The following is a 14,601-nucleotide window of genomic DNA, read 5'->3' on the forward strand; positions in this document are numbered from 1 at the left end:
AGATATCAGTCAGACGCCGAGCGACTTCAGCTTGCGGTGCAGCGCGGAACGCTCCATGCCGATGAACTCGGCCGTTTTCGAGATGTTGCCGCCGAACCGGTTGATCTGGGCGATCAGATAGTCCTTCTCGAATTGTTCGCGCGCCTCGCGCAGCGGCAGCGCCATGATGTGCTGGTCCGACTGGTTCGGCGTGCGGGGCATGACATCGCCGATTTCGGATGGCAACAGGTCGGCGGTGATCGGCGCATCGACATTGTCGCCGCGCGCCAGAATCATCAGCCGTTCGACATTGTTGCGCAATTGGCGAACATTGCCTGGCCAATTGTGCGCCTGCAGCACCGCCATGGCGTCATCGCCGATGCGGCGCGGCTTGATTCCGGCCTGACGGGCGATCTGCTTCATGAAATTGTCAACGAGATAAGGAATGTCCTCGCGCCGCTCGGCAAGTCCCGGCACCGTCACCGGTACCACCGCAAGGCGATGGTAAAGATCCTCGCGGAAACGGCCATCGGCGATCATCGCCTCCAGGTTCTGGGACGTCGAGGAGATGATGCGGACATCGACCTTGACCCGTTTGGTGCCGCCGACGCGTTCGAACTGCTGTTCGACCAGCACACGCAGGATCTTGTTCTGCGTCTCGCGCGGCATGTCGGCCACCTCATCGATGTAGAGGATGCCGCGATGGGCTTCCTCGAGGGCGCCGACCTTGCGCTCGACACCGTTCGATTCGGTGCCGAACAGTTCGATCTCCATGCGTTCGGGCGTGATGTTGGCGGCGCTCAGCGTCACGAAAGGCGCGCTCTTGCGTGCCGACAGCGTGTGGATGGCGCGCGCGGCCAGCTCCTTGCCAGATCCGGAGGGCCCAATGATCATGACGCGGCTGTTGGTCGGCGCGACGCGCTCGATGGTCTGGCGCAACTGGCTCATCGCCGACGACATGCCGATCAGGTCGAAGGTCTCGCCGCTGCGCAGCTTGAGATCGGAAACCTCGCGCCTCAGCTTGGAGGTTTCCAGCGCACGCTCGGCAATCAGAATCAGCCTGTCCGCCTTGAAGGGCTTCTCGATGAAGTCATAGGCGCCGCGTCTGATGGCGGAGACCGCGGTCTCGATGTTGCCGTGGCCCGAAATCATTACCACCGGCAGGTTGGGGTGCATGGTCTTGATCTCGTCCAGCAAAGCCAGGCCGTCCAGGCGCGAACCCTGCAGCCAGATGTCGAGGAAAATCAGCCGCGGGGCTCGGTCAGCGACGGCCGCCAGCGCGGTGTCGGCATCGGATGCCGTGCGGGTTTCGTGACCTTCGTCGCTCAGTATGCCTGCGACGAGCTCACGGATGTCTTCCTCGTCATCGACGATCAGAATATCAGACGCCATTACCGACCTTTTCAGTTTCTCTTTCGTGTTCCGTCCTGCTTTCGCCGCGCGCTGGCGCCACGGCCGCAGGTGGCAGGATGATGCTGATCATCGCGCCGCGCCCGCCGTGGAAATCCGCAGGCGCATCGTGGAGCTCCAGCCTGCCGCCATGGTCCTCCACGATCTTCTTGACGATGGCGAGGCCAAGGCCCGTGCCCTTCTCACGCGTGGTCATGTAGGGCTCCAGCAGCCGTTGGCGATTCTCCCGCGGCAGGCCTTTGCCATTGTCGATGACGTCGATGCGAATCGCGCCATTCTGACGTCCGGCTTGAATCCGGATTATGCCGTGCGAACCGTCCTTCTGTTCCAGCCCGTCGATCGCTTCGGCGGCGTTCTTGATCACGTTGCCGAAAGCCTGCGCCAACAGGCGGCTGTCGAAAGTACCCTTGAGCGGTTCGTTGCCGAATATGCGCTCGAACGTGATGTCGGAACGGCTCACCTCGACCAGGAACGAGGCTTCGCGCAGGGATTCACGCAGGTCTATGGACTTCATCTCGGGCTTCGGCATGCGCGCGAAAGCGGAGAATTCGTCGACCATGCGACCGATATCCTCGACCTGCCGGATGATCGTGTCGGTGCACTGGTCGAACACCTCGCGGTCCTCGGTGATGACCTTGCCGTAGCGGCGCTTGATGCGCTCGGCTGAAAGCTGGATCGGCGTCAGCGGGTTCTTGATCTCATGGGCGATGCGGCGCGCCACGTCGGCCCAGGCAGAGGAGCGCTGCGCCTGGACCAGATCGGTGATGTCGTCGACCGTCACGACGTAGGATTTCTCCTCAGTGCCGTTATCGCCGGCCTCGATGGTGATCTGCACGTTGAAAGTCCGCTCCGTGCCGGCGCGGAAAAACGTCACCTGCTCGCGATAGACGGGCTTGCCCGACTGGCGGCCGATCTCGAACACGCGGCCGACATGCGGCAGAATGGCGGAAAGGTTCTGCCCGAGTGCCGCACTGGCCGAAATGGCCAGCATGGACTCGGCCGAGCGGTTCACGATGGTGACGATGCCATAGGGATCGACGCCGATGACGCCGGCGGTGACACCGGCCAGCACCGCTTCCGAAAAGCGCCGTCGCTCGTCAATCAGATCCTTGGCGGACAGGATCTCGTTGCGCTGCGATTTCAATTCCTGCAGCATCTTGTTGAAAGTGTTGCCGAGCGAGGCAACGTCGCCGTCGGACGGGCGCACCGGCACGGCGACGTCGAGATTGCCGGTCGCGACCTCGTCGGCAGCGCCGATGAGCTGACGAATCGGCCGCACCAGCCGGTCGGCCACGGCAATGCCGGTCCAGATTGCCGACAGGATGATAATCAAAGTCAACGACAAATAAGGCAACGCGAACGCCACCTGCGAAGTGCGCCTGTTGTCTTCGAGGTTGCGATATTCGTCGGTATTCGATCTGACGATCTGGCGCGCCTTTATCACCTCGGGATCGACCAGCCGGATCGTGTAGAGGTAGAGCCCCTCGATCTCACGCAGCTTGACGATGGCGCCCATGATGTTGCGCGTGCGCGGCTCGATCAGAACCGGCTTGCCGTCGGTGGCGCTGGCGACCGCTCCCTCGGGCGGTTCCGGCATGGCGAAGTCGGCATCGGTCTTGGCGCTCATCACGAAGGAGCCGTCGGGCTTGATCAGCGCGGCATGCGCCAGCGAGCGGCCCACCGCTTCCTTGCTCATCAGATCGAGGAAGCCAGTCCGGTCGAGGCCGTAAAGCGTGCGCGACGCGTCGAGGTCATAGGCCATCGACAGCGTCGTGCCCTGAAGGTTACGCGCGTTTTCCTGCACATAGGCATCGGCGATGGACAGCGACGAATTGACGATCGTCTTGGTGCGAATCTCGAACCAGCGGTCGAGGCCGATATCGAGCGTGATCGACGCAATGATGGCCACCATGATGGCGGGGATGGCGGCGACGAGCGCGAACATAGCCACGATGCGCACATGCAGCCGCGAGGCTGCCTTGCCATGCCGGCGCGCCATGACGATGCGATGCACCTCCCGGCCGATCAGTGCGATCAGCAACAGGACGAAGATGGCGTTGAGCGCGATCAGCGCCCAGGTTGTCCTGGCATCGGGCGCAATCGGCGTCGCGCCGACCAGGATCGCGAACGAAATGGCCGCCATGACCAGCGCACCGACGACCGCCACCACGCCGGGCAGCGCCAGCAGCCGGCGCCCGTCACGCGTGCCGGGGTCGTTGAAAAGCGGTTCGTTCGGTGTCGGAGCCTGCGAAGCCATGTCGCCGTCTAGAGCCAGTGATTGCGTCGGATCTATGCAACGCATTGTGGCGATTATGCAACAAGTGTGGCCTGGACGGAAATCTTTCGCGGACAGTCCCCCGGAAAAGCGCTTCGGCTCTATCCCGGCTCAGGCTTGGCGCGACGATTTGTAGACGTTGACGCCGAGTTCGCGAATCTTCTTGCGCAGCGTGTTGCGGTTGAGCCCCAGCAGTTCCGCGGCTTTGATCTGGTTGCCGCGCGTCGCGGTCATCGAGGCCAGCACCAGCGGATATTCGACCTCCGAGAGAATGCGCTGGTACAGCCCGGCAGGCGGCAATTCGCCGGCAAACGAGGTGAAATAGCGCTGCAGGAAATGCTCGACCGCCTGGCCGATGGACAGGTCGTCGGGAATGAGGTTGCCGCCGCCCGGCACCACGGGACGCTCGCCGGTCTTGAGTTCCGCCTCGATGATCTCGGCGGAAATCTCGTCCTGTGAATAGAGCGCGGCGAGCCTGCGGACCAGGTTTTCCAGTTCGCGCACATTGCCCGGCCAGGGATAGCGCTTCATCAATTCGATGCCGCCCGACGAGATACGCTTGGTCTGGAGACCCTCCATCTCGCCGAGCTTGAAGAAGTGCCGGACGAGGTCCGGCACGTCCTCGGAGCGCTCGCGCAGTGCCGGCAGCCTGAGGGGCACGACATTGAGGCGATAGAAAAGATCCTCGCGGAAGAGCCCCTGGTTGATCAGCGTGCGCAAATCCTTGTTGGTGGCGGCGACGATGCGCACGTCGGTCTTGATCGGCGTGCGGCCGCCGACCGTCGTGTATTCGCCTTGCTGGAGGACGCGCAGCAGGCGCGTCTGCGCTTCCATCGGCATGTCGCCGATCTCGTCAAGGAACAGCGTACCACCTTCGGCCTGTTCGAAGCGGCCGGTTGAGCGGTTCTGCGCACCGGTGAAGGCGCCCTTCTCATGGCCGAACAGTTCCGATTCGATCAGGTCGCGCGGGATAGCCGCCATGTTGATGGCAACGAAAGGGCCGCCACGGCGGCGTCCATATTCGTGCAGCGCACGCGCCACCAGCTCCTTGCCGGTGCCCGATTCGCCCGAAATCATCACCGTCAGGTCGGTCTGCATCATGCGCGCCAGCATGCGATAGATGTCCTGCATGGCGGCCGAGCGGCCGACCAGCGGCATGGTCTCGGGCTGCTCTTCCGGCCGCGCGTCGATCTTGGGGCGCCGAGGCTCCGACAGCGCCCGGTTGACGATGTTGAGGAGCTCGGTGAGGTCGAACGGCTTCGGCAGATATTCGTAGGCGCCGGTCTCGGAGGCACGGATCGCCGTCATGAACGTATTCTGGGCGCTCATGACGATGACGGGCAGCTCCGGCCGTGCTTTCTTGATGCGCGGCAGCATGTCGAATGCGTTCTCGTCCGGCATCACCACGTCGGTGATGACGAGATCTCCCTCGCCCGCCGCCACCCAGCGCCACAGCGTCGAGGCATTGGAGGTCACGCGCACCTCATGGCCAACACGCGAAAGGGCCTGGTTGAGGACCGTACGGATCGCCGCATCGTCGTCGGCGACGAGAATATTGCCGCGAACGGTCATTTGCGGTCTCCTTCAGCGTCTTCATCGGCACCGAGCGCCGTTTCCTTCCAGGCCGGCATCAGGATGCGGAACATTGTCGCGCGCGGCGTCGATTCGCATTCGATGATGCCGCCATGCTCACCGACGATCTTGGCCACCAGCGCGAGGCCCAGTCCCGAGCCGTTCGGCTTGGTGGTGATGAAGGGATCGAACAGGATCGGCAGGATGTCCTCCGAAACACCGGAACCGTTGTCGCGCACGCAGAACTCGAGCGGCAGCGACACGCGATCCTGAGTGCCTGGAACCGAAACGCGAATGCCCGGCCGGAAGGCCGTCGACAGGACGATTTCACCTTGGGGATCGCCGCCGATCGCCTCGGCGGCGTTCTTGACCAGGTTGAGGAACACCTGGATGAGCTGGTCGCGGTTGGCGAAAACCGGAGGCAATGAAGGATCATAATCCTCCAATATCTTGATTTTCCTAGCAAAACCGTTCTTCGCGATCGCCTTCACATGGTCGAGTACGACATGGATGTTAACGGGGTAGCGGTCAATCGGCCGCTCGTCGGAAAACACCTCCATGCGATCGACCAGCGACACGATGCGATCGGTCTCGTCGGTTATCAGCCGCGTCAGCGCGCGATCCTCGTCGGAAGCGGACAGTTCAAGCAGCTGGGCAGCGCCCCTGATGCCGGAGAGCGGGTTCTTGATCTCGTGAGCCAGCATCGCCGCCAGACCGGTCACCGAGCGCGCCGCGCCGCGGTGCGTCATCTGCCGGTCGATCTTGTCGGCCATCGACCGTTCCTGGAACATCACCACGACGGAGCCTGGAAACTCCGGCACCGGGGCGACATAGAGATCGACCACCTTCTCGATGCCGAGACGCGGAGACGACACGTCGACCCGGTACTCGTTGACGGGGGCCCGGCGCTCGCGCACCTGGTCGACCAGTGTCAGCAACGGGCTGCCGAAGGGAATGAGCTTTGACAGCGTGTTGCGGGCGAGCATCGTCGCGCTCGAGCGGAAGAAGTCCTCCGCATCGGCGTTGGCGAAGGTGATGAACCCCTCCGAACTGATCATAATGACCGGACGGCGGATGGTGTTGAGCACGATCTGGGCAGCATCCGCCATTTCCGGGCCCTGGCTGACGGAGGCGTTCATGCGGCGCTCCGCAAGGGTGCTTGCTCGGCGGCCGAAAACACCTCGCGAAGCAAGGTAATCGTCCGCGCGGGATCGAAAGACGTGAGAATGGCCTTGCGCCTTTCGCCGGCAACGGCGCCGGCATGGCGGTCCAGATACCAGCCGAGGTGCTTGCGCGCCTGGCGCAGGCCGCTCTCGACGCCGTAGAGCGCAAGCATGTCCTCGTAATGGGCAATGATGTAGTCGGTCAGTTCCGCAGCGCTTTCCGGTAGCCGGGCAAGCTCGCCTGCCGCCGCGGCCGCGATGGTTCCGGCGACCCAGGGCGCGCCGTAGTGGGCGCGGCCCACCATCACGGCATCGGCGCCGGATTGCTCCAGAACAGCGGCTGCTTGCGCAGGCGAAGACACATCGCCATTGGCGACAACCGGGATCGACACGGCAGCCTTGACGCGGGCTATTGCGCGCCAATCAGCATTGCCCTGATAGAACTGGCAGCGCGTGCGGCCGTGCACCGTCACCATCTTGACGCCCGCCTGCTCGGCACGGCGCGCCAGGTCCGGCGCGTTGAGCGCCGTTTCGTCCCAGCCGAGCCGCATCTTCAGCGTCACCGGCACACCGACCGCGCCGACCACGGCGTGTACCAGCGACAGTGCATGATCGAGGTCCTGCATCAGTGCCGAACCGGCATAGCCGCCGGTCACCTTCTTGGCGGGGCAACCCATATTGATGTCGATGATGTCGGCGCCCTCGCCGGCGGCGATGCGCGCGCCTTCGGCCATATGTGCCGCCTCGCGGCCGGCAAGCTGCACCATATGGACGGGCAGGCCCGAATGACGTATGCGCAGGTCGCAGCCGGCCCTGCCTTTGGCGAGCTCGCCGCTTGCCACCATTTCGGACACGACCATGCCGGCGCCGTGCGCATGGGCGCGTCGCCGGAACGGCTCGTCGGTAATTCCCGACATCGGCGCGAGGAACACGCGATTGCGGATACTCACGCCGCCGACATCGAGAGGTGCGGCCAATTTGGTCAGGTCAAGCATGCACAAAAACCAAGCATGTTCATTTGCTGCACATTCTCTAGCCATATCGGCCGCAATGTGCAACGCGGAATGACGCCACATTACGGCGCAATTGGGAAATGCCGAGCTCGGCTGCAGTCCCGAGCAAAGCGCCGCGCCTTGCACGAACACGCAATGGACGTTTTAGGGCTTCCTGTTCGGCCTACAATCTCTCCGAAACCGATTACACTTTTGGGGATCGTGCGCTAAGCCAATCGGCATGACTGACGGAAACGAAAACCGGGCTTTGGAGGCGAACGGCAAGGTCGCGGTGGTTATTGTTGCGGCCGGCCGCGGCGCGCGTGCCGGACAGGCCGATGGCCCGAAGCAATATCAGCAGATCGGCGGTCGCGCCGTCATCGCCCACGTCATCGATATTTTCCTGGCGCATCCGCGTATCGGCCCGCTCGTCGTGGCAATACACGCCGAGGATCACGAACTTTTTCGACATGCCGTCGGCGCACACTCCAATCGCGTCACGGCAATTGCGGGTGGCCCCACCAGGCAAGACTCGGTTCGACTCGGACTGCAGGCGTTGAGAAGCCACGCACCGGACAAGGTTCTCATCCACGACGCGGCGCGCCCCTTCGTCGACGCGGACCTGATCGACCGCACGATCGCAGCCATCGGCGAGCGCGAGGGCGCGCTCCCGGCGCTGCCCGTCGCCGATACGCTGAAACGCGAATCCGCCGCCGGGATGGTCGCCGAAACGGTTTCCCGGAGCGGGCTTCACGCGGCGCAAACGCCGCAGGGTTTCCCATTCCTGGCGATTATGGCCATGCATGAGGAAGCCTATAGCAGCGGCAAAACCGACTTTACCGACGACGCCGCGATCGCCGAGTGGATGCAGATGCCGGTCAAACTCGTTCCCGGCTCACCGGACAACGTCAAACTCACCTGGGCACGGGACATCGCCATGGCGGACCAACGACTTTCCAGCGAGCGCATGCGCTTTCCCGATATTAGAACCGGCAATGGCTACGACGTCCACGCGTTCGAGCCCGGCGACCACGTCACGCTATGCGGCATCGCCATTCCGCATGACAAGAAACTGTCCGGCCATTCCGATGCCGATGTCGGGCTCCATGCCCTTACCGATGCGCTGCTGGCGACCTGCGGCGCCGGCGACATCGGCACGCATTTCCCACCCTCCGACCCGCAGTGGAAGGGTACTGCCTCCCGGATATTCGTAGAACATGCGGCAAAGCTGGTGCGCGCGCGCGGCGGCCGCATCGCCAATGCCGACATCACGCTGATCTGCGAGGCACCACGCGTCGGCCCACATCGCGAGGCGATGACGGCTGCCCTGTCGCAGATGCTGGCCATCTCTGCCGACCGCATCTCCATCAAGGCGACAACCAACGAGAAGCTCGGTTTCGTCGGCCGCGAGGAAGGCATTGCGGCGATCGCCACGGCGAGCGTGGTGTTTCCCGGCGAGGTGCCGGAATGAGCAACAGCGAACTGGCAAATGCATTGCTGCAAGCCTGCCAGAAGCGCGGCATCATGCTTGCGACGGCGGAAAGCTGCACCGGCGGCATGATCATCGCCGCGCTGACCGATATCGCCGGCTCTTCCGCCGTGGTCGATCGCGGCTTCATCACCTATTCCAATGAAGCCAAGATGGACATGCTCGGGGTTTCCGCCGCCACGCTGGAGGCTCATGGCGCGGTTTCACGCGAGACAGCGATCGAAATGGCAACCGGCGCGCTGGCGCGCTCCCGTGCCGGGCTCAGCCTCGCCGTTACCGGCGTTGCCGGACCGGGCGGTGGCTCGCCGGAAAAGCCAGTCGGCCTGGTCTGGTTCGGGATTGGCCTAAGCGGCCGGCCGGTGACGGCCGAGCGCGTGCTGTTCGCCGATGAAGGCCGTGATTTCATTCGCCAGGAGACCGTCAGCCATGCAGTCAAGCTGGGATTGCACGCGCTTGGGCATGCTCACGCCGGTTTTGCACCGTAGATGACATCAGCACGCTTCTCGAAGGCCTCGGAAAACATACGGAAGGCACGGTCGAACATCGTGCCCATCAGGGCGCCCAGAATGCGGCTCTTGAACTCGTAGTCGATGAAGAAGCAGACCGCGCAGCCGCCGTCGGCAGGGTCGAATCGCCAGACATTGGTCAGATATTTGAACGGACCGTCGATGTATTTGACGTCGATCGCACGCTCGTCGGGCTTCAGCAGCACCTGCGTCGTGAAGGTCTCGCGGATCGCCTTGTAGCCGATGCTCATATCGGCGACGAGGATCGTGCGCCCGTCACGCTCCTTGCGCGAGCGCACCGTCAGTGCCTCGCAAAGCGGCAGGAATTGCGGATAAGCTTCGATGTCGGCGACCAGGGCGAACATCTGTTCCGGCGTGTGGGAAACGCGGCGGGTGGCTTCGAATTTCGGCATGAACCCGGCTCTAAAGCGCGTCGCGTCGACACAGACTCATGCGACGCACCTTAGAGTCTTTGTTTTCGTGCATGCCGTTCTCCCCAAACCCGAAGTCACTTTGGGCGACATGCATCAGAGCGATTTCTCGAGCTGCGCTTGGCGCGCGGCGCGCAGCTTGGCGAAATCGTCGCCGGCGTGGTGCGAGGAGCGGGTCAGCGGGCTCGACGCCACCAGCAGGAAGCCCTTGGTCCGGCCGATCGTCTCGAAGGACTTGAACTCCTCCGGGGTGACGAAGCGGATCACCGGGTGGTGCTTTTTCGATGGCTGCAGATACTGGCCTATGGTCATGAAGTCGACATTGGCCGAACGCAGATCGTCCATAAGCTGCAGGATTTCGTTCCGCTCCTCGCCCAGTCCAACCATGATGCCGGACTTGGTAAAGATCGAAGGGTCGAGCTCCTTGACCCGCTGCAAAAGCCTGATCGAATGGAAATAGCGGGCGCCTGGCCGGACCGTCAGGTAGTTCGACGGCACCGTTTCGAGATTGTGGTTGAAGACATCGGGCTTTGCCGCAACCACGACCTCCAGTGCGCCGTCCTTGCGCAGGAAGTCGGGCGTCAGGATCTCGATCGTGGTTGAAGGCGTCGCCGCCCGGATCGCACGGATGACCTCGGCGAAATGCTGCGCGCCGCCATCGGCGAGATCGTCGCGATCGACAGAGGTGATGACGACGTGGCTGAGGCCCATCTGCTTGACCGCGTGGGCGACCCGTGCCGGCTCGTCCGGGTCGAGCGCGGTCGGGATGCCGGTGGCAACGTTGCAGAAGGCGCAGGCACGTGTGCAGATCTCGCCCATGATCATGAAGGTGGCGTGCTTCTTGTCCCAGCACTCGCCGATGTTCGGGCAGCCGGCCTCCTCGCAGACCGTCACCAGCTTGTGCGATTTCACGATCTCGCGGGTTTCGGCATAGCCTTTCGACACAGGCGCCTTGACGCGGATCCAGTCAGGCTTGCGCAGCACGTCCTGGTCGGGCTTGTGCGCCTTCTCCGGATGCCGCAGCCGCGGCGCATTGGCGATCGTGTCGAGGACGGTGACCATCGGAACCCTGGTTTTCTTTGCGATCGCCGCCGGCGATCGTCACTTACACGTCATCTAGGACTTTTCAGCACAAAGAAAAAGGCTGCGGCGGTACATGCCGCCACAACCGTTTTCGCATGGCGGAAACGATACCGACTAACGGCGCACCAGACGCCCGGCCCAGATCAGCAGGCAGGCGCCGATGAAACCGGTGATCAGGTAGGCGGTCCAGCCGACGCCAAATACGCCGATGTTCAAGGCTCGCAGGATCGCGTTCAGCACCACTGCGCCGGCAATACCTAAGATGATGTTCATCAAGACGCCGGTATTGCTCTTCATGACCATTTCGGCAAACCAGCCCGCCAGGCCGCCGATGATGATGGCTGCGATCCAGCCCACGCCATTCACGTCCATATGCCCTCTCCTTGCTTGAGAAAAAACGCATCCGGAAACGAACTAACTTGCCGTCGAGCTCCTGCGGCTTTCGCGTCTGAGTCTCGTGCGGCCAATCTATCATGCGTTCAACGCACGGCCATAGGCGTCGAGCACGCTTTCCTTCATCATCTCCGACAGCGTCGGGTGCGGGAAGATCGTGTGCATCAGTTCTTCCTCGGTCGTCTCGAGGTTCATCGCAACGACAAAACCCTGGATCAGTTCGGTCACTTCGGCGCCCACCATGTGGGCGCCAAGCAGTTGGCCGGTGTTCTTGTCGAAGATGGTCTTGATGAAGCCCTGGTCCTCGCCGAGCGCGATGGCCTTGCCATTGGCGGCGAACTGGAAGCGGCCGACCCTGACATCCTTGCCCTCGGCCTTGGCTTTCGCTTCTGTCAGGCCGACCGAAGCGACCTGCGGATTGCAATAGGTGCAGCCAGGGATCTTCAGCTTGTCGGTGGCGTGCACGCCGGGGAAATTGGCGATCTTCTCGACGCAGACGACGCCTTCATGCTCGGCCTTGTGGGCGAGCATCGGCGGGCCGGCGACATCGCCGATGGCGTAGATGCCGGACACATTGGTCTTACCGTAGCCGTCGACGACCACGCAGCCGCGCTCCGTCTTCACGCCAAGCGTTTCCAGGCCGAGGCCCTCGATATTGCCTTGCACGCCGACGGCCGAGATCATGCGATCGGCCGTGATCTTCTCCACCTTGCCGTCCTTCATCTCGACATGCGCGGTGATTGAATTGGCGCTTTTCCCGACCTTGGTTACCTTGGCTTCGAGAATGATTTTCATGCCCTGCTTCTCGAACTGCTTCTGGGCGAATTTCGACACCTCGGCGTCCTCGACCGGCATCACGGCCGGCAGCAGCTCGACGACGGTCACGTCGGCGCCCATGGTGCGGTAGAACGAGGCGAATTCGATGCCGATGGCGCCCGAACCCATCACCAGCAGCGACTTCGGCATTTCCTTGGGCACCATGGCCTCGAAATAGGTCCAGATCAGCTTGCCGTCCGGCTCGATGCCCGGCAGCGCCCGCGGCCGGGCGCCGGTCGCTAGTATGATGTGCTTGGCGGTGTAGGTGCCCTCGCCCTTGACGCCTTTCGGCACAGGCGGCTGTGGCTCCATCGGCTTCTTGGCCGTCTTGGCGACGACGATCTCGCCCGGTTTTGTCAGCTTGGCCTCGCCCCAGATGACGTCGACCTTGTTCTTCTTCATCAGGAAGGCGACGCCGCCATTGAGCCGCAGCGAAACCTTGCGCGAGCGGTCGACGACGGCCGACGTATCGACGCCGACCTTGCCGTCGAGCTTCAGTCCATAGTCCTTCAGATGATCCGAATAATGCATGATCTCGGCCGAACGCAGCAACGCCTTGGTCGGAATGCAGCCCCAGTTCAGGCAAATGCCGCCGAGATGCTCGCGCTCGACGATCGCCGTCTTGAAACCGAGCTGCGCGGAACGCACTGCCGTGACATAGCCGCCGGGACCGGAGCCGATGATGATGACGTCGTAGTTCTCAGCCACGGTTTTCTCCTTCAATCACAATTCCAGCATGACGCGCACGAGCGGCGTCAACGCCTCGCCGATGTTTCGCGTATTTTCGGCATCGAGATGGACGCCGTCGAGCGGCGTGGTCTTGGCCACAGTGCCGGCATCGAAGAAGCCGCAGCCAGCCTCATCGGCAAGCGCGGAATATTGCGGCGCAAGCTCTTTGGACGCATCGTCGCCGCCGGCAAACATCGCCTTGAACTCGGCATCTTCGGTGCGACTGACGAGAGGCGGCGAGACGACGAGGATCTGCGGCGGCGGCCAGTCGAACGGATAGTCGTGGCCGCGCACGATGTCGATCAGGCGCTGGATGCCTTGTTTGGCCGCAACGGGATTGCCGTGGATCCAGGGCTTCATGTCGTTGGCGCCGAGCATGATGACGATGACGTCGATCGGCGCATGCGTGGTCAGCACCGTCGGCAGCGTTCTTGCGCCATTGCGGTCGGCGCCTGCCAGGTGATCGTCGAACGCCGTTGTGCGGCCATTCAGCCCCTCGGCAATGACATGCACGCCGTCACCTAGTCCGGTCTGCAGCACGCTTGGCCAGCGATCCTCGAGCGCATGACGGCCACCCTCGGCATTGTAGCCCCAGGTCAGTGAGTCGCCGTAGCAAAGAACCGTCTTCATCTTGCTCAACCCGCCCTTGCGAGGGAGTATTCTTCCTCGGCGTTGGTGACGACGGCGAATTCCTGCGCCTCCAAGCCGCCGGCGAAGAGGCCGGTGAAGAATTTCCGCACCGCCTTGTTCTTCCTACACCAGCATGCCCATCGGGTTCTCGATCAGCTTCTTGAAGGCGACCAGCAGTTCGGCACCGAGTGCTCCGTCCACGGCGCGATGGTCGGTCGACAGCGTCACCGACATCACGGTGGCGATTCTGATCTCGCCGTTCTTGGCCACCGCCCGCTCCTCGCCGGCGCCCACCGCCAGGATCGTCGCATGCGGCGGGTTGATGACGGCGGCGAAATCCTTGATGCCGAACATGCCAAGGTTCGACACCGCCGTGGTGCCGCCTTGATACTCTTCCGGCTTCAGCTTGCGACTGCGCGCGCGGCTGGCCAGGTCCTTCATCTCGTTGGAGATCACCGACAGCGTCTTTTCGTCCGCATGCCGAATGATCGGCGTGATCAGGCCGCCGGGGATCGAGACGGCGACGCCGACATCGGCATGCCTGTGCTTGACCATGGCGCTTTCGGTCCACGAGGCATTGGCATCCGGCACCGCCTTCAAGGCCATGGCCATCGCCTTGATCACCATGTCGTTGACCGACAGCTTGTAGGCGGGCGCCTCGCCCTTGTCGGTCTTCTTTACCGGTGCGGCCGCATTGAGCTGCGTGCGCAGCGAAAGCAGCGCATCGAGCTCGCAGTCGAGCGTCAGGTAGAAATGCGGGATGGTGGTCTTGGCCTCGACCAGCCGGCGCGCGATGGTCTTGCGCATATTGTCATGCGGGACGAGTTCATAGGAGCCTTCCTCGAACAGCTTCAGCACCTGATCGTCCGACATCGCCTTTACCGACGCGGGAGCAGCGGCCGGCGCGCCAGCCGGAGCTTTGGCAGCGGGTGCCGCCTTGGCGCCGCCGCCGGCTATGGCGGCATCGACATCGGCCCTCACCACCCGGCCATGCGGGCCGGTGCCGGTCACGGCAGACACATCGACGCCCGCCTCTTTGGCAATACGGCGCGCGAGCGGCGAAGCAAAGGTGCGCCCTTCACCCTCCCCCTTGTGGGGAGGGTCGGCAGGCCTTCCGGCCGGGGTGGGGGGCG

Annotated in this window: 13 protein-coding genes; 2 read left to right on the forward strand and 11 right to left on the reverse strand. The window is 63.2% G+C overall.

The features are described from left to right. Positions 1-9 precede the first annotated feature (9 nt). From LB545_RS20200 to dusB, 5 genes are all read right to left on the reverse strand, one after another. On the reverse strand, positions 10-1,371 hold the full coding sequence (locus tag LB545_RS20200) for a sigma-54-dependent transcriptional regulator (RefSeq protein ID WP_140515417.1): 1,362 nt from the start codon (positions 1,369-1,371) through the stop codon (positions 10-12). Then, complete coding sequence (locus LB545_RS20205; protein ID WP_181169983.1) at positions 1,361-3,646, reverse strand: sensor histidine kinase NtrY-like; 2,286 nt, start codon at positions 3,644-3,646, stop codon at positions 1,361-1,363. The genes LB545_RS20200 and LB545_RS20205 overlap by 11 nt, the downstream gene beginning before the upstream one ends. Before the next feature lie 129 nt (positions 3,647-3,775). Then, positions 3,776-5,236: a nitrogen regulation protein NR(I) gene (ntrC, locus tag LB545_RS20210; protein ID WP_140515418.1), complete on the reverse strand. Its 1,461-nt coding sequence runs from the start codon at positions 5,234-5,236 to the stop codon at positions 3,776-3,778. Beyond that, positions 5,233-6,375 (reverse strand): two-component system sensor histidine kinase NtrB, encoded by a 1,143-nt coding sequence (locus LB545_RS20215; protein ID WP_140561172.1) that lies wholly within the window; start codon positions 6,373-6,375, stop codon positions 5,233-5,235. The genes ntrC and LB545_RS20215 overlap by 4 nt, the downstream gene beginning before the upstream one ends. Then, a complete protein-coding gene (gene dusB / locus LB545_RS20220) occupies positions 6,372-7,394 on the reverse strand; it encodes a tRNA dihydrouridine synthase DusB (protein WP_224705713.1) in 1,023 nt (340 codons plus the stop codon). Before dusB ends, LB545_RS20215 begins: the two co-directional genes overlap by 4 nt. Positions 7,395-7,632: 238 nt before the next feature. On the opposite strand from dusB, the gene LB545_RS20225 reads away from it, so the two are divergent. Both LB545_RS20225 and LB545_RS20230 read left to right on the forward strand, forming a co-directional pair. Then, entirely contained in the window at positions 7,633-8,862 is a 1,230-nt protein-coding gene (locus LB545_RS20225) for a bifunctional 2-C-methyl-D-erythritol 4-phosphate cytidylyltransferase/2-C-methyl-D-erythritol 2,4-cyclodiphosphate synthase (RefSeq protein WP_224705714.1), read from the forward strand. Then, entirely contained in the window at positions 8,859-9,365 is a 507-nt protein-coding gene (locus tag LB545_RS20230) for a CinA family protein (protein ID WP_224705715.1), read from the forward strand. Before LB545_RS20225 ends, LB545_RS20230 begins: the two co-directional genes overlap by 4 nt. Here the strand turns inward: LB545_RS20230 and LB545_RS20235 are convergent. The 6 genes from LB545_RS20235 to LB545_RS20260 all read right to left on the reverse strand — a co-directional run. Beyond that, positions 9,344-9,799, reverse strand: coding sequence for a type II toxin-antitoxin system RatA family toxin (locus LB545_RS20235; protein WP_140498563.1), 456 nt, complete (start codon positions 9,797-9,799; stop codon positions 9,344-9,346). The genes LB545_RS20230 and LB545_RS20235 overlap by 22 nt on opposite strands. Before the next feature lie 114 nt (positions 9,800-9,913). Continuing rightward, positions 9,914-10,879 carry a lipoyl synthase gene (gene lipA / locus LB545_RS20240; RefSeq protein WP_140515424.1) on the reverse strand — a complete coding sequence of 322 codons (966 nt, stop codon included), beginning with the start codon at positions 10,877-10,879 and terminating at the stop codon, positions 9,914-9,916. A gap of 135 nt (positions 10,880-11,014) precedes the next feature. Further along, positions 11,015-11,272 carry a GlsB/YeaQ/YmgE family stress response membrane protein gene (locus tag LB545_RS20245; RefSeq protein WP_140498561.1) on the reverse strand — a complete coding sequence of 86 codons (258 nt, stop codon included), beginning with the start codon at positions 11,270-11,272 and terminating at the stop codon, positions 11,015-11,017. Between the two features lie 99 nt (positions 11,273-11,371). Beyond that, on the reverse strand, positions 11,372-12,817 hold the full coding sequence (gene lpdA, locus LB545_RS20250; RefSeq protein WP_224705717.1) for a dihydrolipoyl dehydrogenase: 1,446 nt from the start codon (positions 12,815-12,817) through the stop codon (positions 11,372-11,374). 15 nt (positions 12,818-12,832) lie between these two features. Then, positions 12,833-13,468 (reverse strand): SGNH/GDSL hydrolase family protein, encoded by a 636-nt coding sequence (locus tag LB545_RS20255; protein WP_224705719.1) that lies wholly within the window; start codon positions 13,466-13,468, stop codon positions 12,833-12,835. A 123-nt stretch (positions 13,469-13,591) separates the two neighbouring features. Further along, a partial coding sequence (locus LB545_RS20260) for a 2-oxo acid dehydrogenase subunit E2 (protein WP_224705721.1) occupies positions 13,592-14,601 on the reverse strand: 1,010 nt, incomplete at its 5' end.

Source organism: Mesorhizobium sp. BR1-1-6 (genome assembly GCF_020165355.1).
Classification (GTDB): domain Bacteria; phylum Pseudomonadota; class Alphaproteobacteria; order Rhizobiales; family Rhizobiaceae; genus Mesorhizobium.